General features: G+C 73.8%; 19 protein-coding genes. 11 read left to right on the forward strand and 8 right to left on the reverse strand.

The window, feature by feature from the left end:
* Positions 1–72 precede the first annotated feature (72 nt).
* Positions 73–1,602: a PucR family transcriptional regulator gene (locus tag ACRB68_RS06770; protein WP_153531277.1), complete on the forward strand. Its 1,530-nt coding sequence runs from the start codon at positions 73–75 to the stop codon at positions 1,600–1,602.
* On the opposite strand, the gene ACRB68_RS06775 is transcribed toward ACRB68_RS06770, so the two are convergent.
* Positions 1,603–1,989, reverse strand: a complete 387-nt coding sequence (locus tag ACRB68_RS06775; RefSeq protein ID WP_153531278.1) for an antibiotic biosynthesis monooxygenase family protein — start codon at positions 1,987–1,989, stop codon at positions 1,603–1,605. It abuts the gene before it with no gap.
* Positions 1,990–2,081: 92 nt separating this feature from the next.
* On the opposite strand from ACRB68_RS06775, the gene ACRB68_RS06780 reads away from it, so the two are divergent.
* Together ACRB68_RS06780 and ACRB68_RS06785 are read left to right on the forward strand one after the other, a co-directional pair.
* A complete protein-coding gene (locus ACRB68_RS06780) occupies positions 2,082–2,966 on the forward strand; it encodes an AraC family transcriptional regulator (protein ID WP_153531279.1) in 885 nt (294 codons plus the stop codon).
* 86 nt (positions 2,967–3,052) lie between these two features.
* Positions 3,053–4,510, forward strand: coding sequence for a catalase (locus ACRB68_RS06785; RefSeq protein WP_328593849.1), 1,458 nt, complete (start codon positions 3,053–3,055; stop codon positions 4,508–4,510).
* Between the two features lie 16 nt (positions 4,511–4,526).
* On the opposite strand, the gene ACRB68_RS06790 is transcribed toward ACRB68_RS06785, so the two are convergent.
* A complete protein-coding gene (locus tag ACRB68_RS06790) occupies positions 4,527–5,042 on the reverse strand; it encodes a MarR family winged helix-turn-helix transcriptional regulator (protein WP_153531280.1) in 516 nt (171 codons plus the stop codon).
* Positions 5,043–5,094: 52 nt separating this feature from the next.
* Here ACRB68_RS06790 and ACRB68_RS06795 point away from each other — a divergent pair, with 52 nt between their 5' ends.
* Positions 5,095–5,814, forward strand: a complete 720-nt coding sequence (locus tag ACRB68_RS06795; RefSeq protein ID WP_153531281.1) for an SDR family NAD(P)-dependent oxidoreductase — start codon at positions 5,095–5,097, stop codon at positions 5,812–5,814.
* On the opposite strand, the gene ACRB68_RS06800 is transcribed toward ACRB68_RS06795, so the two are convergent.
* A complete protein-coding gene (locus tag ACRB68_RS06800; RefSeq protein WP_153531282.1) occupies positions 5,801–6,418 on the reverse strand; it encodes a TetR/AcrR family transcriptional regulator in 618 nt (205 codons plus the stop codon). The genes ACRB68_RS06795 and ACRB68_RS06800 overlap by 14 nt on opposite strands.
* A 109-nt stretch (positions 6,419–6,527) precedes the next feature.
* On the opposite strand from ACRB68_RS06800, the gene ACRB68_RS06805 reads away from it, so the two are divergent.
* The gene (locus tag ACRB68_RS06805) at positions 6,528–7,997 is read left to right on the forward strand and encodes a carotenoid oxygenase family protein (RefSeq protein WP_153531283.1); all 1,470 of its coding nucleotides are present in this window, start codon (positions 6,528–6,530) and stop codon (positions 7,995–7,997) included.
* Here ACRB68_RS06805 and ACRB68_RS06810 read toward each other — a convergent pair whose 3' ends face one another.
* The gene (locus ACRB68_RS06810; RefSeq protein WP_153531284.1) at positions 7,998–8,465 is read right to left on the reverse strand and encodes a cupin domain-containing protein; all 468 of its coding nucleotides are present in this window, start codon (positions 8,463–8,465) and stop codon (positions 7,998–8,000) included.
* 56 nt (positions 8,466–8,521) lie between these two features.
* On the opposite strand from ACRB68_RS06810, the gene ACRB68_RS06815 reads away from it, so the two are divergent.
* Positions 8,522–9,151: a TetR/AcrR family transcriptional regulator gene (locus ACRB68_RS06815; protein WP_207709589.1), complete on the forward strand. Its 630-nt coding sequence runs from the start codon at positions 8,522–8,524 to the stop codon at positions 9,149–9,151.
* Positions 9,152–9,162: 11 nt separating this feature from the next.
* Here ACRB68_RS06815 and ACRB68_RS06820 read toward each other — a convergent pair whose 3' ends face one another.
* On the reverse strand, positions 9,163–10,236 hold the full coding sequence (locus ACRB68_RS06820) for a transcriptional regulator (RefSeq protein WP_153531286.1): 1,074 nt from the start codon (positions 10,234–10,236) through the stop codon (positions 9,163–9,165).
* Between the two features lie 355 nt (positions 10,237–10,591).
* Between ACRB68_RS06820 and ACRB68_RS06825 the strand changes: the two genes are divergently transcribed.
* The 5 genes from ACRB68_RS06825 to ACRB68_RS06845 all read left to right on the forward strand — a co-directional run bounded on the left by ACRB68_RS06825 (position 10,592) and on the right by ACRB68_RS06845 (position 14,419).
* A complete protein-coding gene (locus ACRB68_RS06825; RefSeq protein WP_153531287.1) occupies positions 10,592–10,768 on the forward strand; it encodes a hypothetical protein in 177 nt (58 codons plus the stop codon).
* Positions 10,769–10,838: 70 nt separating this feature from the next.
* Positions 10,839–12,983, forward strand: coding sequence for a hypothetical protein (locus tag ACRB68_RS06830; RefSeq protein WP_153531288.1), 2,145 nt, complete (start codon positions 10,839–10,841; stop codon positions 12,981–12,983).
* Positions 12,984–13,089: 106 nt separating this feature from the next.
* Positions 13,090–13,689 (forward strand): SgcJ/EcaC family oxidoreductase, encoded by a 600-nt coding sequence (locus tag ACRB68_RS06835; RefSeq protein WP_153531289.1) that lies wholly within the window; start codon positions 13,090–13,092, stop codon positions 13,687–13,689.
* Positions 13,690–13,703: 14 nt separating this feature from the next.
* A complete protein-coding gene (locus tag ACRB68_RS06840) occupies positions 13,704–14,123 on the forward strand; it encodes an SgcJ/EcaC family oxidoreductase (protein WP_235958760.1) in 420 nt (139 codons plus the stop codon).
* A 5-nt stretch (positions 14,124–14,128) separates the two neighbouring features.
* Positions 14,129–14,419 carry an NAD(P)-dependent oxidoreductase gene (locus ACRB68_RS06845; RefSeq protein ID WP_153531291.1) on the forward strand — a complete coding sequence of 97 codons (291 nt, stop codon included), beginning with the start codon at positions 14,129–14,131 and terminating at the stop codon, positions 14,417–14,419.
* On the opposite strand, the gene ACRB68_RS06850 is transcribed toward ACRB68_RS06845, so the two are convergent.
* The 3 genes from ACRB68_RS06850 to ACRB68_RS06860 are packed head-to-tail and all read right to left on the reverse strand — an operon-like array spanning position 14,406 to position 17,812.
* Positions 14,406–15,326 (reverse strand): NADP-dependent oxidoreductase, encoded by a 921-nt coding sequence (locus ACRB68_RS06850; protein WP_153531292.1) that lies wholly within the window; start codon positions 15,324–15,326, stop codon positions 14,406–14,408. The two genes, ACRB68_RS06845 and ACRB68_RS06850, sit on opposite strands and share 14 nt — an antisense overlap.
* Positions 15,327–15,383: 57 nt before the next feature.
* Positions 15,384–16,316 carry an NAD-dependent epimerase/dehydratase family protein gene (locus ACRB68_RS06855; RefSeq protein ID WP_153531293.1) on the reverse strand — a complete coding sequence of 311 codons (933 nt, stop codon included), beginning with the start codon at positions 16,314–16,316 and terminating at the stop codon, positions 15,384–15,386.
* A complete protein-coding gene (locus tag ACRB68_RS06860) occupies positions 16,313–17,812 on the reverse strand; it encodes a class I adenylate-forming enzyme family protein (RefSeq protein WP_153531294.1) in 1,500 nt (499 codons plus the stop codon). The genes ACRB68_RS06855 and ACRB68_RS06860 overlap by 4 nt, the downstream gene beginning before the upstream one ends.
* Positions 17,813–17,870: the final 58 nt, after the last annotated feature.

Here is a 17,870-nt window from a genome sequence, read left to right on the forward strand (position 1 = left end):
CTCCGTTCCGGCCGGTTTTCGTGTGTTGCTCCAAGAGGGACCGCGGCCCCCGCTCTTGTAACCTCCCCGTTCATGAGGCTGCGATCGCTGCTCGCCCTGCCCGGCCTGCGGCTGGAGCCCGTCCTCGGCGAGGACGGGCTGGACCGCGCGGTCCGCTGGGTCGTCACCACCGACATGCCCGATCCCGGCCGCTACCTGAGCGGCGGGGAGCTGGTGCTGACCGGGCTGGTGTGGCGCTCGGGCCCGGCGGACTCCGAGATCTTCGTCGGCGCCCTCGCCAAGGCCGGGGTGTCGGCGCTGGCCGCCTGGGACGCCGCCGCCGGGACCATCCCCGCCGACCTGGTGGAGGCGTGCCGGCGGCACCGCATCCCGCTGTTCCGGGTGCCCGAGGACGTGGCGTTCGCGACCGTCACCGAGACCGTCGTGCGGCATCTGTCCACCGCCCGCGCCGCCGACCTGTCCGCGGTGCTGGACCGGCACCGGCAGCTGGTCGCCGGGGTCACCGAGGGCGCCGGGCTCGGGCCCGTCCTGGAGCTGGTCGGCGGCGACCTCGGCATGCGCTGCTGGGTGCTCACCCCGGCCGGCCGCGTCGTCGCCGGCGGCCACCCGCTGCCCGCCGGGACCACCCCGGCCGCGCTCGCCCGCGCGTTCCTGACCGCGCCCCGGCTGCCGCACCGGCTCGCCGGGCCCGGCCTGTCGGTCTTCCCGGTGGCGCCCGACACCACCTCGCGCGTCGCCGACTGGTTCATCGCCTGCGAGGGCGACTGGGAGGAGTGGCCGCCCGAGCGGCGCGCGCTCACCGGCGAGCTCGCCGCGATCGTCGCGCTGGAGCGGGCCCGGCTGGACGACCGGCTGAGCGTCGAGGGCCGGCTCGCCCAGGAGCTGGTGCGGCTGGTGGTGTCGGCGGCGGGCGCCGAAGAGGTCGTGCCCCGGCTGGAGCTGACCGGCCTGGACGCCCGCGAGGCGTTCGTCGCCGTCGCCGCCGTCGCCCGCGGCTCGCTGCGCCCCGGCGAGCTGCGGGTGCTGCTGCGCGAGGCGCTGCCGGGGCCGCGCCCGGTCGTCGGGCTGCTGGAGGACGAGGCGATCGCGCTGATCCCGGCGCCCCGCGAGTCCGCGCACGACGTGGCGGGCGACGTCCACCGGGCGCTGCTCGCGCTCGCGCCCGGCCTGGCCGGCAGCGGCCTGGCCGTCGGCGTCAGCGACGTGGTGGAGGCGGGCGGGCTGCGCGGCGCGGTCGAGGAGGCCCGCTACGCCCGCCGGCTCGCCACCGGCCGCGCCGACCCGGTCTGCGTCGTCGGGCACGACGAGCTCGCCACCCACGTGCTGCTGCTGGCCAGCGTGCCCGACGACGTCAGGCAGATGTTCAAGGTGCGGCTGCTGGACCCGCTGCGCACCTACGACGAGGTCCACAAGGCCGACCTCATCCGCACCCTGGAGACCTTCCTGCAGAACTCCGGGTCATGGACGCGCTGCGCCGAGCAGCTGCACCTGCACGTCAACTCCGTCCGCTACCGCATCCAGCGGATCGAGGAGCTGACCGGCCGGAACCTGTCCCGGCTGGAGGACCGGGTGGACTTCTTCCTGGCCCTCCGCCTCGGCTGATCACTGCGGGACCGAGGCCACCAGATCGCCCCACTCGGGGTACAGGGCGATCTTCTTCTCGACCAGCTCCGCGATCTTCTCGGCGAGCCGGGGATCGGGGTCGTCGGAGAACCGGACATGGGTCAGCCGGGCGAAGTGCGGCAGGATCTCGGGGTCGCCGGCCAGGTGCACCGGCTCGTGCAGGTAGCGCTCCAGCGCCGCCAGGCCGGGGATGGCGACGGTGTAGGCGTGGGACAGGCCGTCCACCGGGCCGCCGATGAGCGGCCCGACGGTCGAGAACACCACGGACTCCACGTTCGCCGTGCGCCGCATCAGCTCCAGGACGCGGTCGCGGGTGGGCTCGTCGGTCCCGGGCCGGAACCCGAACCGCAGCACCAGAACGATCATGTTTCCTCCTTTGCCGGTGTACATGACCGTAGATCCGGGGTGCTGGACGGCCAATGCTCCACAATCCGCTTTCGATGTGCGATCGTCCATCCATGGACGTGCTCAGCGATGTGATCACGGTGCTGCGGACCGGCGCCCCGCAGTCGGGGCGCTTCGAGCGGGCGGCGCCGTGGAGCGAGCGGTTCCGGCTGCCGCCCGGCGCGTCCGGGTTCGAGGTCGTCCTGGAGGGGGCCTACACCCTCACCCCCGGCGGCGGCGCGCCCGTGGCGATGCGCACCGGCGACGTGGCGTTCCTGCCGCGCCCCGGCGAGTACGAGATCACCGCGCCGTCCGGGCCCGGCAGCGTCGTGCTGTGCGGCGCGTACCTGCTCGGCGCGGACCGGGGGCACCCGCTGCTGGAGGAGCTGCCGGACGTCGTCCACCTGCCCGCCCGGCCCGGCCGGCATCCCCGGCTGCGCGCGACCGTCGAGCTCCTCGGGACCGAGCTGGAGCGCCCCGGGCCGGGCGCGGCCGCGATCGTGCCTTCCTTGCTGGATACCCTGCTGCTCTACATCCTGCGCGGCTGGCTGGAGCAGGCGCCCGCCTGCCCGGACGGGCCCTACCGCTGGGCGGCGGCGCTGGCCGACCCCGCGATCGGCGCGGCGCTGGACGCGATCCACGACGCGCCCGCGCGCCCGTGGACCGTCCAGGAGCTCGGCGCGCGGGCGGGCCTGTCCCGCTCGGCGTTCGCGCAGCGCTTCACCGCCCTCGTCGGGCGGCCGCCGCTGGCGTACCTGACGTGGTGGCGGCTGACGACGGCGGCGCGGCTGCTGCGCTCCTCCGACGCGCCGCTGAACGCGGTCGCCGAACGCGTCGGCTACGGCTCGGAGTACGCGTTCGCGCACGCCTTCAAGCGCGAGTTCGCCGTCTCGCCCGGCCGGTACCGGGCCGGTTTGGAGGATCGTGTGGACTTCGCCGCGGCGGCCCCGCCCGGCTGAGGAGCATCCTCCAGAGTTGCCGCCGCGTCCTTGACCGGCCCGGGGCGGGCGCACGTACGGTCGCCTCACCTTTGGAGGTGACCCGAGTGACCAGCCGACCGACCCTGACGACCGAGTCCGGCGCCCCCGTCGCGGACAACCAGAACAGCCAGTCCGCGGGGCCCGGCGGGCCGCTGCTCATCCAGGACCAGCAGCTCATCGAGAAGCTGGCCAGGTTCAACCGCGAGCGCATCCCCGAACGCGTCGTCCACGCCCGTGGCGCGGGGGCGTACGGGTACCTGGAGGTGACCGACGACGTCACGTCCTTCACGCACGCCGCGTTCCTGGCCGAGGTCGGCAGGCGCACCGAGGTGTTCCTGCGCTTCTCCACCGTCGCCGACAGCCTGGGCGGCGCGGACGCCGTCCGCGACCCGCGCGGCTTCGCGGTGAAGTTCTACACCGAGGAGGGCAACTACGACCTCGTCGGCAACAACACCCCGGTGTTCTTCATCAAGGACCCGCTGAAGTTCCCCGACTTCATCCACTCGCAGAAGCGCGACCCGTTCACCGGCGTCCAGGAGCCCGACAACGTCTGGGACTTCTGGAGCCGCTCCCCCGAGGCGACGCACCAGGTCACCTGGCTGATGGGCGACCGCGGCATCCCGGCCTCCTACCGGCACATGCACGGGTTCGGGTCGCACACCTACCAGTGGGTCAACGCCGAGGGCCGCGCGCACTGGGTGAAGTACCACTTCAAGTCCGACCAGGGCATCCGCTGCCTGACCTCGGAGGAGGCGGCCGAGCTCGCGGGCCGGGACGGCGACTCGCACCAGCAGGACCTGCACCGGGCCATCGAGCGGGGCCTGTTCCCGTCGTGGACGCTGTACGTGCAGCTCATGCCGGTCGAGGACGCGGCGGGCTACCGGTTCAACCCGTTCGACCTGACGAAGGTGTGGCCGCACGCGGACTACCCGCTGCAGCGCGTCGGCAGGCTCGTCCTGGACCGCAATCCGGACAACATCTTCGCGGAGGTCGAGCAGAGCGCGTTCTCGCCGAACAACTTCGTGCCGGGCATCGGGCCCTCTCCGGACAAGATGCTGCAGGGCCGCCTGTTCGCCTACGGGGACGCGCACCGCTACCGGCTCGGCGTCAACCACACGCAACTGCCGGTGAACGCGCCGCACGCCACGACCGCCGTCAACAACGGACGGGACGGCGCGATGCGCTTCGACGGCAACGGCGGCCGGGCCAAGAACTACGAGCCCGACGGGTTCGGCGGGCCGGTCCAGACGGGGCGTCCCCTCGCCGCGGGGATCGAGGTCGCGGGGGCGACGGGCAACCACGCGCCCGTGCTGCACCGCGACGACGACCACTTCTCGCAGGCCGGGGCGCTGTTCCGCCTGATGGGACCGGCCGAGCAGGCCCGCCTGGTCGCCAACATCGCGGGCGGCCTGTCGCGGGTGTCCGACGACGCCATCGTGGACCGCATGGTCGCCCACTTCCGCGCGGCCGACCCGGCCTACGGCCACGCCGTCGAAGTGGCGGTCAAGGAACTCCGCGCCTGACCCGGACGGCTCCGCCCTATCCGGGTGGGGCCGTCCGCCGCCGGACATCGACGGTCAGCTTCTCCAGCAGGCCCGCGAGCGCGTCCCGCTCCGCCGGGGACAGCCCCGCGACCAGGGACGCCTCGCGGCCGAGGACCGAGTCGACCGACCGCTCGATGAGCGCGTGCCCCTCGTCGGTCAGCGTCACCGCGACGCTCTTCGGCCCGGTGCCGCCGGGGCCGCGCCGCACCAGGCCCGCGCGCTCGGCGCGGGCCACCCGCTGGGAGATCGCGCCGGCCGTCACCAGCGTGCGGCCGGCCAGCTCGCGGGTGCCCAGCCGGTAGGGCGGGCCGGAGCGGCGCAGCACCGAGAGCAGGTCGAGCGTGGCCGCGTCGATCCCGGCGGCGCGCAGGACGCGGGCGCGGTCGTCGGCGAACATCTTGGCCAGCCGCCAGATGGGCGTCACGATCTCGATGGAGTCGGTGGGCGTGCCGGGACGCTCGCGCTGCCAGGCCGCCGCGATCTCGGCGGGGCTGGTCGGGATGTCGGCCATGGTGGTCCTCTGCTACGTTTAGACCTAAACATAGCAGCCGACGGGAGGAACCATGGGCAGGAACGTACTCGTCACCGGCGGGACCGGCGGTATCGGCCGGGCCGTCGCCGCCCGCTTCGCCGCCGACGGCGCCGACGTCGTCATCACCGGCCGCCGCTTCGAGACCGTCGGGCCGGCCGCCGCGGAGCTGGGCGTGCGCGGGCTGGCCTGCGACGCCTCACGGCCCGAGCAGGTCGCCGCCCTGGCCGCGGAACTGGACGGGCCGCTCGACGTGCTCGTCAACGCCGCCGGCGGCCTGCCCGCCGACGCGCCCGCCGGAACGCCGCCGCTGGAGGCGCTCGCCCGGCAGTGGGAGTCCAGCGTTTCCGGCAATGTGCTCACCGCGGTCCTGACCACGGCCGCGGTCCGCGACCGGCTCGCCCCGGGCGGCGCGGTCGTCAGCATCGGGTCGATCGGCGCTGAACGGCGCGGCGGGTCCTACGGCGCCGCCAAGGCCGCGCTCGCCGCCTGGAACACCGGCCTCGCCGCCGAACTGGGCCCGCAGGACGTCACCTGCAACGTCATCTCCTCCGGCTACGTCGCCGGGACCGGCTTCTTCGGCGACGGGATGACCGAGGAACGCCACCGGGCCCTGGTGGAGGAGACGCTGCTCAAGCGGCCGGGCACCCCGGACGACATCGCCCAGACCATCTTCTTCCTCGCGTCCCCCGGGGCCCGGCACATCACCGGCCAGACCATCCACGTGAACGGCGGGGCCTTCACGACCCGCTGACGCCGCTCGCGGGCTCAGGGGTCCGGGGGCGGAGGCCGTCGAACACCAGGTTCAGGATGACTTCGACCTGTTCGGGCGCGGTTGGACGGGTTCCCAGCAGCAGGCGGTAGTAGAGCGGGGCGTAGATGAGCTCCACGACGTCATCCAGATCGGCGTCGGCGCGGATCTGCCCCTGCTGCTGCGCCCGCTCCAGCCGGCGCCGGCAATCCTGGACGCGAGGGGTGACCAGCGTGTCCAGGATGGCCTGCGCCGCCGCCGGATCGGACTGCGCGGCGCCGATGACCTCCCGGTAGGTCGAGGACTCCGTCGTGCGGAAGTACTCCGCGACGGCGACCATCTGGGTACGCAGGTCGGCGTAGATGTCGCCGGTGTCGGGGAACCCGACGCTCGTCGCGCCCAGCCGATTGATCGCCTCGACCAGCACCGCGGTCTTGGACGGCCACCAGCGGTAGATCGTCTGCTTGCCCACCCCGGCTTCCTTGGCGATCGCGTCGACGCTGGTCTTGGCGAAGCCCTGCTCCAGGCACAGCTTCAGCGCGGCGTCGAGGATCGCCTTGTGGGAGCGCTCGCTCCGGTAGCGGGGATTCGCCGACTGGGTGGTCATGTTCCGCGAGTCTAACCGAAACGAGACGACTCGTCTTGACCGGGCGCGGTGCCGGGCCTAGCCTCGATGGAAACGAGACGTCTTGTCTCGTCACCGTCGGAGGTGCACGATGTCCCAGCAGATGTCCCGCCGCCACGCGCTGGCCGCGGGCCTCGCCGCCGGCACGGCGGCGCTCGGCGCCACCGCGATCGGCGCGGCCCCCGCCATGGCCGCCCCGCGCGGACGCGGCAGCGGAAACCCCTTCCTCGAAGGCGCGTTCGCGCCGGTCCCGTTCGAGGTGACCGAGTTCGACCTGCCGGTCACCGGCACCGTCCCCAAGGAGCTGACCGGCCGTCTGCTGCGCAACGGCCCCAACGTGCTCGGGCTGGAGGACCCGCGCGCCCACCACTGGCTGGTCGGCGACGGCATGGTCCACGGCGTCCGGCTCCGCGACGGTAAGGCCGAGTGGTACCGCAGCCGCTGGGTCCGCGCGAAGGGCACCGCCGAGAAGCTCGGCGAGCCGGTGCGCGGCGTCCCCGCCGAGACCGACTACGCCTCGAACATCAACGTGATCGGGTTCCGCGGCAAGACCCTCGCGCTACAGGAGGGCACCGCCCGCCCGCAGGAGCTCACCGACGAGCTCTACACGGTCGGGCCGTGCGACTTCGACGGCACCTGGGCCGGGACCATGTCGGCCCACACCAAGCTCGACCCGGACAGCGGCGAACTGCACTCGGTGAGCTACGACGAGAGCACCGACCACGTCCAGTACGTCGTGATCAGCGCGGCCGGCAAGGTGACGTCCACCCGCAAGATCCCCATGGGCGGGACGCTCCTGATGCACGACTTCGCCCTCACCGAGAAGTACGTCGTCCTCTACGACCAGCCGATCCTGTTCGACCTGGACGCCATGAAGCACGGGCAGAAGATCCCCTGGGTCTGGGACACCAAGCGCCCCAGCCGGGTCGGCTACTTCCCGCGCGCCGGCGGACCGGTCACCTGGATCAGCGTGCCGCCGTCCTACATCTCGCACACGCTCAACTCCTACGACGACGGCGGCGCCATCGTGGTCGACTTCGTGGAGTTCCCCGCACCGTTCAGCGCCGACCGGCTGTCGTCCAGCGCGCCGCCCTCGCTGGTGCGCTGGACGATCGACCGGGCCCGCGGCACCGTCCGCCGCACTCAACTCGACGACCGGCCGCAGGAGTTCCCCCGCGTCCCCGACGCGCGGGTCGGCCGCAAGCACCGGTACGGCTACACCGCCGCGACCGCCGACTTCCTGAAGGCCTACGGGCACGGCTCGACGCCCGACTCGGCGTTCAGCAACGGCCTGGTCAAGCACGACCTGGCCACCGGGCGGTCGCAGTTCCACCGGTTCCCCGAGCACGCCAGCGCGAGCGAGGCGGTCTTCGTCCCGCGCTCAGGCGCCCGCGCCGAGGACGACGGCTACGTCCTGTCCTATGTGCACAACCCGGACCGGAACGCCTCGGACCTGGTGATCCTGTCGGCGCAGGACTTCACCGGCAAGCCGGTCGCCCGGATCCACCTGCCGAGCCGCATCCCGCTCGGGCTGCACGGAAGCTGGATCGCCGACGCCTGATCAGAGGCCGGGCGGCGGGCCGAGGATCTCGATGCCGTGCAGGGCGGCCGCGTGGCCGAGGGCGGCGGGGTCGACGGGTTCGGGTTCGGGAAGGGCCCGGCTCGAAGCGGGATGGCCTGCGGTCGCGACGAAGTCCTCGAAGCCGCCGGGCGTGGTGATCTGGAGGACGTGCAGGGGTTCGCCGGGCCCGACGAGGAAGGTGTGCGGCAGCCCGGCGGGCAGGAGGACGAAGTCACCGGGGGCGGCGTGGAGGATCTCGCCGTCGCAGTGGAAGTCGGCGCTGCCGGACAGGAGGTGGAACAGCTCGTCCTCCTCCTTGTGGCGGTGCAGCGGCGGGGCGAAGCCGGGCGGGTTCAGGAACTCGACCACGCTGACCCGTCGGGACGCGGCCTTGATGGTGACGAGGCTGCCCAGGAACGCGAAGGCCTCACCCTCGTCGGGTCCGAGCAAGTAGGGGCGTACGGACATGTCCGCCCTCTTTCGATAGACGCTGTTATATTCAATACTGCTCTAGTATGGCCGACATGGTCAAGCGTCAGTACGCCTCCCCGGTGCGGGAGGAGAGCGCCCGGCGTACCCGGCAGGCCATCGTGGCGGCGGCGGCCGAGCTGTTCGTCGCCCACGGCTACGCCGGGACCTCGCTGGCCGACGTCGCCCTGGCCGCGGGCGTCGCCCGGCCCACCGTCACCGCCGCGACCGGGTCCAAGCCGGCCCTGCTCAAGCTCGTGCTCGACCAGGCGCTCGCCGGCGACGACGACCCGGTGCCCGTGGCGGACCGCCCCTGGTTCCGCCCGGTCTGGGACGCGCGCTCCCCCGGCGAGGCCCTGGACGCCTACGCCGCCGTCTGCACCCTGATCGGCGGCCGGGCCGGGCCCGTCTTCGAGGTCGTCCGCCGCTCCGCCGACAGCTCCCCGGAACTGGCGGACCTCTGGCGAACCCTGCAGAACAACCGCAAGGCGGGCGCCCGCATGGTGATCCTCCACGCCCAGGCCCTCGGCCCCTTGGCCCTGGAGACCACTCCTGCCATCGACGTGCTCTGGCTGCTGAACGACCCTGCCCACCACCTGGCCCTGGTCACCGAGCAGGGCTGGTCGCCCGACGCCTACCAGGAGTGGCTCGCCGCCACCATGCGCAAATCCCTGCTCCCTGAGTGAGCACCCCGCCGCTACGCGTGGGCATGCGCCTCGGCTTGCGCCTCCCGGTACTCGCCGAGCCACTCCGCGTCGCGCTGGTCCGCGGGCATCCCACGCAGGCCTTCGCCGAGCAGCGCGGCGGCGTCGGCGTGCTCGCCGATCCGGTTGAGCACCATCCCGATGTTGAGCTGGAAGAACGGCGCCGAGTACCAGTAGATCGGCGGCGGCGGTTCGATGGCGTCGGCCGCGCGCTCGGCGGCCTGGTCCAGCAGGCGGCGCGCCTGCGCGCGGTCGCCGAGCATGGCGTGGCCCTGCGCGGCCTGCAGCAGGTCGAAGGTGCGTTGCGCGGGGTGCGCGCCGGGTGAGGCGAGCGCGGCGTGCGAGGCGCGGACGACGCCTTGGGGGCGGCCCTGCCGGCGTGCGACATAACCGCGGAAACTGGTGGCGACGGCCGCGATCACGCCGTCCTCGAACTCGTCGGCGAGGTCCTCGCCCCGGCCGAACAGCCCCAGCGCGCCGGCGTCCTGGCGGATCGCCGCGTGCAGCCATCCGGCGTAGACCGTCCACTCGGCGACCGCGCTGCCGAGCCGGTCGCGCAGCGGGCCGGACGCTTCGCGCAGCATGGCTGTGATCGCGTCGAGCTGCTCGCGGACCGGCGACAGCAGCGCGGCCGGCCCGGTCGCGTCCTCGAACCGGCGCTGCGCTGCCAGCACCGTGGCGAGCACGTCCAGCGTTCCCGCGTCCAACCGCACCGGCCGCGCCACGGCCTGCGTGATCCGCTCCTCGTCGTCGGGGGTGACGGCGCCGTCCAAGCCCGCCGGACGCCAGGTGTGATCGCGCGGAACGTGCTCGGCGGGGAACAGCGCGTCTTCGGGCCGGTCGAGCACTCGGGCGTACAGCGCCCGGTAACGACGGCCGGGGACGTACTTCCCCGCCTCCCACTGCTTGATCATGCCGACCAGCGACGCGACGTGCGGAAGGCCAGGCCGCTCGCGCGGGTCGGCGGCGGCGCGCAGCCGCCGGGCCAGCTCCGCGCGCGACCAGTACGGCACCGCCTCCCGGGCGGCGCGCAGCCGCGCACCGATGAGCTTCTTGTCGGCGGACATGTTGCAACGCACCTCTCGCCGGCGTCGGGGTGGCCGGGCGAACCCACCCCCTTCGCACCTCATCCTGCCCCTGTCTGGCGCCCGCAGTCACGGCTTCACTGAACGTGACCGATTCGCCACCCACGTTGCGTCAGGGGACCATCATGCCGACCGACTTCCTGAATCCTGGGGCGCTGCGTGGGCATGCCGCGCGGGGCGTTGAGGAGCGCTTTCCTGGCGTCCGTGCCTGGTGGGGTCATTCGACCCGCAAGTACTGGGCCTACATCCCACCCGCGCGTGGCGGGTGGGGGCGCCTGGTCGAAGCCGACCACCCCGGGCGGCTCGCCGAGCTGGTCGCATCCGCGCGGGAGGCGTGGTGAGCGACGAGACGGAGCAGCAGCGCATCGCGCGCAGGGCCGATGCCTTCGAGATGTTGATGATGAACATCCCGACCGCCGCACATCCCCATCGGGGCGATCCCGAGCTCGCCGCGCGGGCGCTGGAGATCCTCAGCGAACCCGTCCCGGACGCCAAAGAACCCGACGAGACCTAGCTCGGTGCAACCTTCCCGGGGGCCGGCGCATCCCATAGAAAGGGATCTTTCCGACCCTCCGGGAGCGGCCGTGCCCTTCAGTGAACTCTCCGAGGCCGAGCAGGCCGTGTGGGACGCCTTTCCCGAGGCGCTTCCCATCGATCTGGCGGGAGCGCCGGTGCGGGCCGGGGTGATCGCGGCGCTGCTGCTCGGCGGGGGCGAGGCCGCGCCGGGGCGGGTGCCGGCCGTCCGCGTGTCGGGCGCGCGGATCACCGGCGTGCTGGACCTTTCGTATGCCGAGGCGCGATACGCCTTATTGCTCACCGACTGCGAGTTCGAGGACGGCCTGGACTTCACCGAGGCGCGGACCGGGATGCTCCGCCTCGCCCGCTGCCGCTCGGACGCCCCGCTGCGCATGCCCGGCGCGCAGGTGTCCGGCACGCTCGACCTGGCCGGCGCGGTGCTGCGCGGCGATCCCGCCCTCGACGTCGCCGGGCTCTCCGTGGAGCGCGACCTGGTCCTGCGCGGCGCCCGGCTTTTGAACCCCGGCGGCGTGAGCCTGCACGGCGACGGCATGAGCGTCGGCGGCGGCCTGACCGCCGACCAGGGGTTGGACTCCGAAGGCGAGTTCTGCCTGCAAGATGCCCGCATCGGCGGTCGCTGCACGCTGGTGGACGCCCGGCTCACCAACCCCGGCGGCCGGGCGCTGAACGCCGAGTACCTCGTCACCGAAGGCGCCCTCGTTATGGACCGCATGGTCGCCGAAGGCCAGACGCGCCTACAGGACGCCCGGATCGGCGGCTGGTGCAGCTTCGGCGGCGCCACCCTCAAAAACCCCCGCGACGCGGCGCTGTTCGCCGGGCACCTCGTCGTCGAAGGGACGCTCTACCTGAACCACGGCTTCAACTCGGACGGCGTGGTGACGCTGCGCGGCGCCGCGATCCGCAACTCGCTGTCCCTGGAGAACGCCCGGCTCAGCAACCCGGACGAGACCGCGTTCCGGGGCCGGCTGATGTCCATCGGCGGCGGCTTCTTCGCCCACGGCCTGGTCGCGCACGGCAAGGTCTCGCTGGGCTCGGCCGAGGTGCGCGGCTCAGTCTCGCTGGACGGCGCGGCGCTGTCGGCTCCCGGCCGCACCGCGCTCTCCCTGTGGCGGGCGGACGTGAAGGGCATGGTCGCCTGCAACGAGGGCTTCACCGCCGCAGGGAAGATCATCCTCGACGACGCCCAGATCGGCGCGGGCGTGGAGTTCAAGGGCGCGAGGATCGAGCAGCCCGGCGGTGTCGCCCTCTCGCTCGTCCGGGCGCACGTGATCGGCTCGCTGAACTGCAACGACGGCTTCCAGGCGACCGGCGGCATCGTCATGGAGGACGCCAAGATCGGCGCCGCCGTCGAGTTCCGGGGCGCCCGGATCAGCGCACCCGGCGCCCGCGCGCTCACCGGCTGGGGCCTGTCGGTCGGCAGCATCCTCTGCTGCTGCGAGGGCTTCACCGCCGAGGGCAAGGTGTCCTTCGCCAGTGCCCGGGTCGGCAGCGAGCTCTGTTTCGACGAGGCCACCATCGACGGCGAGCTGAGCCTGCGCGCGATGAAGGTCGGCAGCCTGCGGACCGGCTCCGCGTCGGCCTTCGGCGGCGGGGTGGATCTGCGGCACGCCACCGTCGGCGTGCTCAACGACCGGCCGGAGCGCTGGCCCGCGCCGATCCGGCTGAACGGCATGGTCTACGACAGCCTGCGCCGCCCGCTTCCGGTGCGCGACCGGCTCGCCGTCCTGGACCGGGGCCTCGGCTTCCGGCCGCAGCCCTACGAGCAGCTCGCCGCCGCCTACCGCCGGCAGGGCCACGACGCCGCCGCCCGCCGAGTGCTGCTCACCAAGCACCGGCGGCACCGCGCCGGGCAGCCGGTGGTGCTGCGGCTCTGGAGCCTGGTGCAGGACTGGACGGTCGGCTACGGCTTCCGCCCCTACCGGGCGGCGGGCTGGCTGGCGGCGCTGCTGCTCGTCGGGACGATCGCGTTCGGCCTGGAGCACCCGCCCGCCGCCAAGCCTGCGGAGGCCCCGCCGTTCAACCCGTTCCTGTTCACCCTGGACCTGCTGCTGCCGGTGATCGGGTTCGGGCAGGAGGGGGCGTTCAATCCGCGCGGCTGGCAGCAGTGGCTCGCGGCGGCGCTGATCGCGGCGGGCTGGGTGCTGGCGACCACGATCGTCGCCGGGGTCAGCCGGAACCTGTCGCGCCAATAGTCGGAACGGGCGTTGACAGGGGTCGCCGCACTCCCTAATCTCTTCCTCAATGAAGAGAAATCTTCAGAGAAGCAAATGCCTCAATGAAGTCTTATCGGGAGCCCCCATGTCCGCACCGCCCCGCCGCCGCATCAAGCGCGCCCTCGCCGTCACCGCCCTGACCACCGGTCTCGCCGCCACCGGCGGCTACCTCTGGCTCAGCGGCACCACCGACGTCCGCAACACCGGCGTCGCCGACTGCGCCGCCGTCACTCCGGCCGGCCCCGAGCAGCAGCAGGTCTGCGGGGTGCTGGAGCAGCTGACCGGCGCCTGGGCGCGCGGCGACGCCGACGCCTACGGCGCGCTGTTCACCGAGGACGCCACCTACACCACCTACGTCGGCACCTACTACCAGGGCCGCCGCGACATCACCGAGGGCCACCGCGCCCTGTTCCGCGGGTTCGTCAAGGGCACCAAGCTGGCCGACTCCTACCTGGGCGTCCGCTTCTACGGCCCCGGCACCGCCGTCGTCACCAGCCGCGGCGACACCTACGAGGGCAAGGCCCCCAAGCCGGACGAGCTGTCCAAGACCCAGACCTACACGCTGGTCCGCCAGGGCGACGGCGCCTGGCGCATCGCCGCCTTCCACAACACCAAGCGCCGGTCGGTCATGGAGCGCATCTCGTTCCTGTTCGACCCCGCCACCAAGCCCGCCGCCGAGAAGTGAAAGAGGACATGACCATGAACGAGATCCACGCCCTGCTGCAGCGCACCCAGGACGCCTGGAACCGCGGCGACGGCGCCGCCTACGGCGCCTGCTTCACCGACGACGCCACCGACGTCACCTTCGTCGGCACCGTCTACCACGGCGGCGAGGAGATCGGCCGCGCCCACCAGGCCCTGTTCGACAGCTTCCTGAAGGGCACCCGGCTGTTCGTCCAGGTCGACGACGTCCGCTGCTACGGCGACACCGCGATCGTCGTCACCCGCGGCGCCGTCGCCAAGAGCGAGCCGAAGAGGCTGGACAAGCTCGCCACCTACACCCTGGTCCGTGTGGACGGCGCCTGGCGCATCGCCGCGGTGCAGAAGACCAAGCACAAGAGCCTCATGGAGGCCGTCTCCTTCCGGTTCCAGCCCGCCACCAAGCCGACCGCGAGCTGACCGCCATGTCGCGTATCGCCGTCATCGGCGCGGCCGGCCGGACCGGGCGCCTCGTCGCCCAGCAGGCCCGCGCCGCCGGCCACCACGGCACCGCGATCACCCGCCAGGACGCCGACCCGCGGGTCCCCGGCTCGCTCCGCGGGCTGCTGGACGGCCACGACGCGGTCGTCTCCGCGCTCGGCGCCGCCGGGCGCGGCCCCACCGACGTCTACTCCGCCGGCACCGCCGCGATCGCCGCCGCGGACGACCCGCGCACCCACCGCGCCGTCGTCGGCCCCTCCGTCAGGGGACGATGACCAGCTTGCCGCGGGTGTGCCCGGACCGGCTCTGCTCGAACGCGTCGCCGACCCGCTCCAGCGGGAAGGTCCCGGCCACCTCGACGGTGAGCCGCCCCTGCTCGGCGAGCTCGCCGAGCCCGGCCAGCCGCTCGCCGTCGGGCCGCACCCACACCCACGTCCCGCCGTGCTCGCGGACCGACGGGTCGGCGGTCGAGGCGTTGCGGCCGCCCTCCGCCAGCACCTTCACGGTGACGTCGAGCTGCCCGCCGACGAAGTCGGCCACCGCGTCCACGCCGCCGGGCGCCAGCTCCCGCACCCGCCGCACGACGTCGTCCTTGTAGTCGACCGGTTCGGCGCCGAGCTCGCGCAGGTAGTCGTGGTTGCGCCCGGACGCGGTGCCGATCACCCGGGCGCCGCGGGCGCGGGCGAGCTGCACGGCGAACGCGCCGACCCCGCCGGACGCGCCGAGGACCAGCAGCGTCTCGCCGTCGCGGACGGCCAGGTGGTCCAGGGTGCGCAGCGCGGTCAGCCCGGCCAGCGGCAGCCCGGCGGCCTGCTCGAAGCTGAGCCCGGCGGGCTTGCGGGCGACGTGGGCGGCGCTCACCGCGACCTGCTCGGCGAACGTGCCGGCGTGCACGATGTCCTTGCGGGCGTAGGACATCACCTCGTCGCCGGGCTCGAACTCGGGGGTGTCGGGGCCGACCGCCCGGACGACGCCCGCGACGTCCCAGCCGGGGATGGCGGGGAACACCGTGTCCATCATCGGGTCCAGGCCGCCCGCCATCACCTTCCAGTCGACCGGGTTGACGCCGGCCGCCCGGACCTCGATGAGCACCGTCCCCGGCCCCACCTTGGGATCGTCGACCTCCCCGACGGTGAGGCGGGAATCGTCCTTGCTGTAGCTGTCGTAGGTCACTGCGCGCATGCGGGCGGCATGCCCGTTCCCGGGCGCTCTGTACCCATGGGCACGATCAAGGATTCGTCACCAGTCGGCGGCGCCGGCGAAGGAGGTGGGGGCCGGGACGTAGCCGAGGACGTCGCGGGCGGCGGAGATGTCCAGGGTCCGCTCGACCGCCAGATGGCCGATCGCGTAGCGGGTGAGGCGCGGCGGCTCGGGGCGGCGGGCCAGCAGGAACGCGCCCTCGACGGCGGCGGCGAGCGGGTGGGCGAGCCGGTGCGGCGCGTAGACGGGCCGGGCCCGGATGCCGCGCTCGGCGAGGATGGCGCGCAGCGCGTCGTCGAGCACGACCGGCTCGGCGTCGGTGACGTTGAAGATCCCGGAGGCGACCGGGCCGGTGGCGGCGAGCACGCACGCCCGCACCAGGTTGGCGACGGAGGTGAGGCTGACCGGCTGGCGGCCGGTGCCGACGGCGGGCAGCAGCGGCCCCCGCACCGATGACAGCACGCGCGGCAGCAGTGTGGTGTCGCCCGGCCCGTAGACGGCGTGCGGGCGCAGGACGATCGCGTCGCGGCGGGCCCGCAGCACGGCGCGTTCGGCGGCGGCCTTGGACGCGCCGTAGGCGTTGAGGTAGCGGGCGACGGGCGCCTGGTCCTCGGTCGCCCGCACCGTCGGCCGGAACGGGTCGTACACGCTGGCCGTGCTGACGTGCACGAACCGCGCGCCGGGGAACGCGGCGAGGGCGCGGCGGGTGCCGTCCAGGTTGACGGCGAAGAACCCGGCGGCGGGCCCCCAGTCGGTGACGCTGCCCGCGCAGTGCACGACGGCGTCGACCTCGGGCGCGTCCCGCAGCGGCCCGCGGGCGAGGTCCCAGGAGCGGTAGGCGGCGCCGCCGAGGTGGCCGGGCGCGACCTCGGCGCGGCGCCCGAACGCCAGCGTCTCCACGCCCTGCCCGGTGAGGGCGCGGCAGACCGCTCCCCCGACGAACCCGGACGCGCCGGTCACCGCCACCCTCATCTGACGAGCTCCCGCAGCCGGTCCCGGTCGAGCTTGCGGCCCCGGCCCGAGCGCGGCAGCTCCGGCAGCGCGACGATCCGGTCCGGCAGCGCGTCGTGGTCGATCACCTCGGGCAGCCGCCGCGCCAGGCCGGCGGTGTCGCCGACGACGGCGAGGACGACCTGCTCGTCGCCGGTCTCGGGGTCGGGCAGCCCGACGATCGCGGCCTCCTGCACACCGTCCAGCGCGGCGATCGCCGGTTCGTACAGGCCCGGGTAGAGGTTGAACTTGCCCCGGATCAGCATGTCCTTCTTGCGGCCGAGCAGGACCAGGCGGCCGTCGTCGAGCCGGGCCAGGTCGCCGGTCGGCAGTTCCTTCAGGGGCGGGTCGCCGAGGTAGCCGCGGCACAGGTTCGGCCCCGCCAGCAGCAGCTCGCCGTCCTCGGCGAAGGACGTGCCGGTCAGCGGCGCGCCGAGCAGGTCGCCCTCGGCGCCGGACTCGGTGTGCGCGAGCTTGTCCTGCGCGGACGCGATCGCGACCGGCAGGATCTCGGTCATCGCGTACACCGACAGCACCTCGGCGTCCGGCGCGGCCGCGACGGCGCGGCGCAGGATCCCGGCGGGCGCGGGCGCCGCGCCGAGCAGCACGTACCGCAGACCCGGCGGCAGCACCGGCGCGGCGTCCAGGATCTCGGCGAGGTGGACCGGCACGCAGAAGGTGTGGGTGGCGCCGCGCTCGGCGAGCTGGCGGGCGAAGTCGGCGGGCGCGCAGAACAGCGGCGGCATCGACCAGCGCGCCCCCGAGATGAGGGTGGGCAGGCCGAGCATGAGCTGGTCGGTGTGCACCACGTCGCCGGGCCCGAGCGGCAGCCGGGCGCGGAACAGCTCCAGCGCCGCCGCCAGCGACGCCTGGGTGTGCACGACGGCGCGCGGGTTGGCGGTGGTGCCCGACGTGAAGATCACGGCGGCGGGCGCGTCCGGGTCGCCGAGATCGTCCGGCTCGGGCGCGTCCCCCTGCAGCAGGCGGGCGAACGACAGGGCACCGCGCGGCACGCCCGGCAGCCGCCGCCCGACGTACAGGTGCCGCATCGGGGCGGTATCGTCGGGAATCTGCAGGTCGGCGAGGTTCGGCAGCAGCAGGCCGCGGCGGCGGGCGTAGGCGCGCACGAGGCGCAGGCGGCTGCCCGCGTACAGCAGCGATTCGGCCGCCGACCAGCGCGGACGCGCCAGCCGCAGCCGGGCGGTGAACATCTCCGGCCCGGCGCCGGGGTCGGCGAACACCACCACGCCGCGCGCCGCGACGACGCCGAGCGCGAGCACCAGCGACTCGGGCGACGGCCGGACCGAGAACAGCACGCCGTCGCCGGGCTCCAGGCCCGCCGCCAGCAGCCCGTGCCGGACGGCGAGGACCTGCCGGCGCAGCTCCCCGTAGGTCAGCTCGGCGCCGTCGCCCGCGACGAGCGCCACGCCGTCCGGGGTAGCGGCGGCCTGGTCGAGCAGTTGCCGGACGAGCGTCATGATGCTGTGCCTCCCGCTCGCTTCCAGGGCGCCTTTTCGGCGCCGTCTTCCCTCGTCG

The sequence above is a fragment of the Actinomadura macrotermitis genome, assembly GCF_009604375.1.
In the GTDB taxonomy this organism is placed as follows: domain Bacteria; phylum Actinomycetota; class Actinomycetes; order Streptosporangiales; family Streptosporangiaceae; genus Spirillospora; species Spirillospora macrotermitis.

What these genes read in the sequence shown, in the direction of transcription:
- ACRB68_RS06775 (WP_153531278.1), bottom strand. Translation starts at nt 1,989, where the DNA reads ATGATCGTTCTGGTGCTGCGGTTCGGGTTCCGGCCCGGGACCGACGAG.
- ACRB68_RS06835 (WP_153531289.1), top strand. Translation starts at nt 13,090, where the DNA reads ATGTCCGCACCGCCCCGCCGCCGCATCAAGCGCGCCCTCGCCGTCACC.
- ACRB68_RS06780 (WP_153531279.1), top strand. Translation starts at nt 2,082, where the DNA reads ATGGACGTGCTCAGCGATGTGATCACGGTGCTGCGGACCGGCGCCCCG.
- ACRB68_RS06850 (WP_153531292.1), bottom strand. Translation starts at nt 15,326, where the DNA reads ATGCGCGCAGTGACCTACGACAGCTACAGCAAGGACGATTCCCGCCTC.
- ACRB68_RS06860 (WP_153531294.1), bottom strand. Translation starts at nt 17,812, where the DNA reads ATGACGCTCGTCCGGCAACTGCTCGACCAGGCCGCCGCTACCCCGGAC.
- ACRB68_RS06820 (WP_153531286.1), bottom strand. Translation starts at nt 10,236, where the DNA reads ATGTCCGCCGACAAGAAGCTCATCGGTGCGCGGCTGCGCGCCGCCCGG.
- ACRB68_RS06815 (WP_207709589.1), top strand. Translation starts at nt 8,522, where the DNA reads ATGGTCAAGCGTCAGTACGCCTCCCCGGTGCGGGAGGAGAGCGCCCGG.
- ACRB68_RS06770 (WP_153531277.1), top strand. Translation starts at nt 73, where the DNA reads ATGAGGCTGCGATCGCTGCTCGCCCTGCCCGGCCTGCGGCTGGAGCCC.
- ACRB68_RS06805 (WP_153531283.1), top strand. Translation starts at nt 6,528, where the DNA reads ATGTCCCAGCAGATGTCCCGCCGCCACGCGCTGGCCGCGGGCCTCGCC.
- ACRB68_RS06800 (WP_153531282.1), bottom strand. Translation starts at nt 6,418, where the DNA reads ATGACCACCCAGTCGGCGAATCCCCGCTACCGGAGCGAGCGCTCCCAC.
- ACRB68_RS06845 (WP_153531291.1), top strand. Translation starts at nt 14,129, where the DNA reads ATGTCGCGTATCGCCGTCATCGGCGCGGCCGGCCGGACCGGGCGCCTC.
- ACRB68_RS06810 (WP_153531284.1), bottom strand. Translation starts at nt 8,465, where the DNA reads ATGTCCGTACGCCCCTACTTGCTCGGACCCGACGAGGGTGAGGCCTTC.
- ACRB68_RS06855 (WP_153531293.1), bottom strand. Translation starts at nt 16,316, where the DNA reads ATGAGGGTGGCGGTGACCGGCGCGTCCGGGTTCGTCGGGGGAGCGGTC.
- ACRB68_RS06795 (WP_153531281.1), top strand. Translation starts at nt 5,095, where the DNA reads ATGGGCAGGAACGTACTCGTCACCGGCGGGACCGGCGGTATCGGCCGG.
- ACRB68_RS06840 (WP_235958760.1), top strand. Translation starts at nt 13,704, where the DNA reads ATGAACGAGATCCACGCCCTGCTGCAGCGCACCCAGGACGCCTGGAAC.
- ACRB68_RS06790 (WP_153531280.1), bottom strand. Translation starts at nt 5,042, where the DNA reads ATGGCCGACATCCCGACCAGCCCCGCCGAGATCGCGGCGGCCTGGCAG.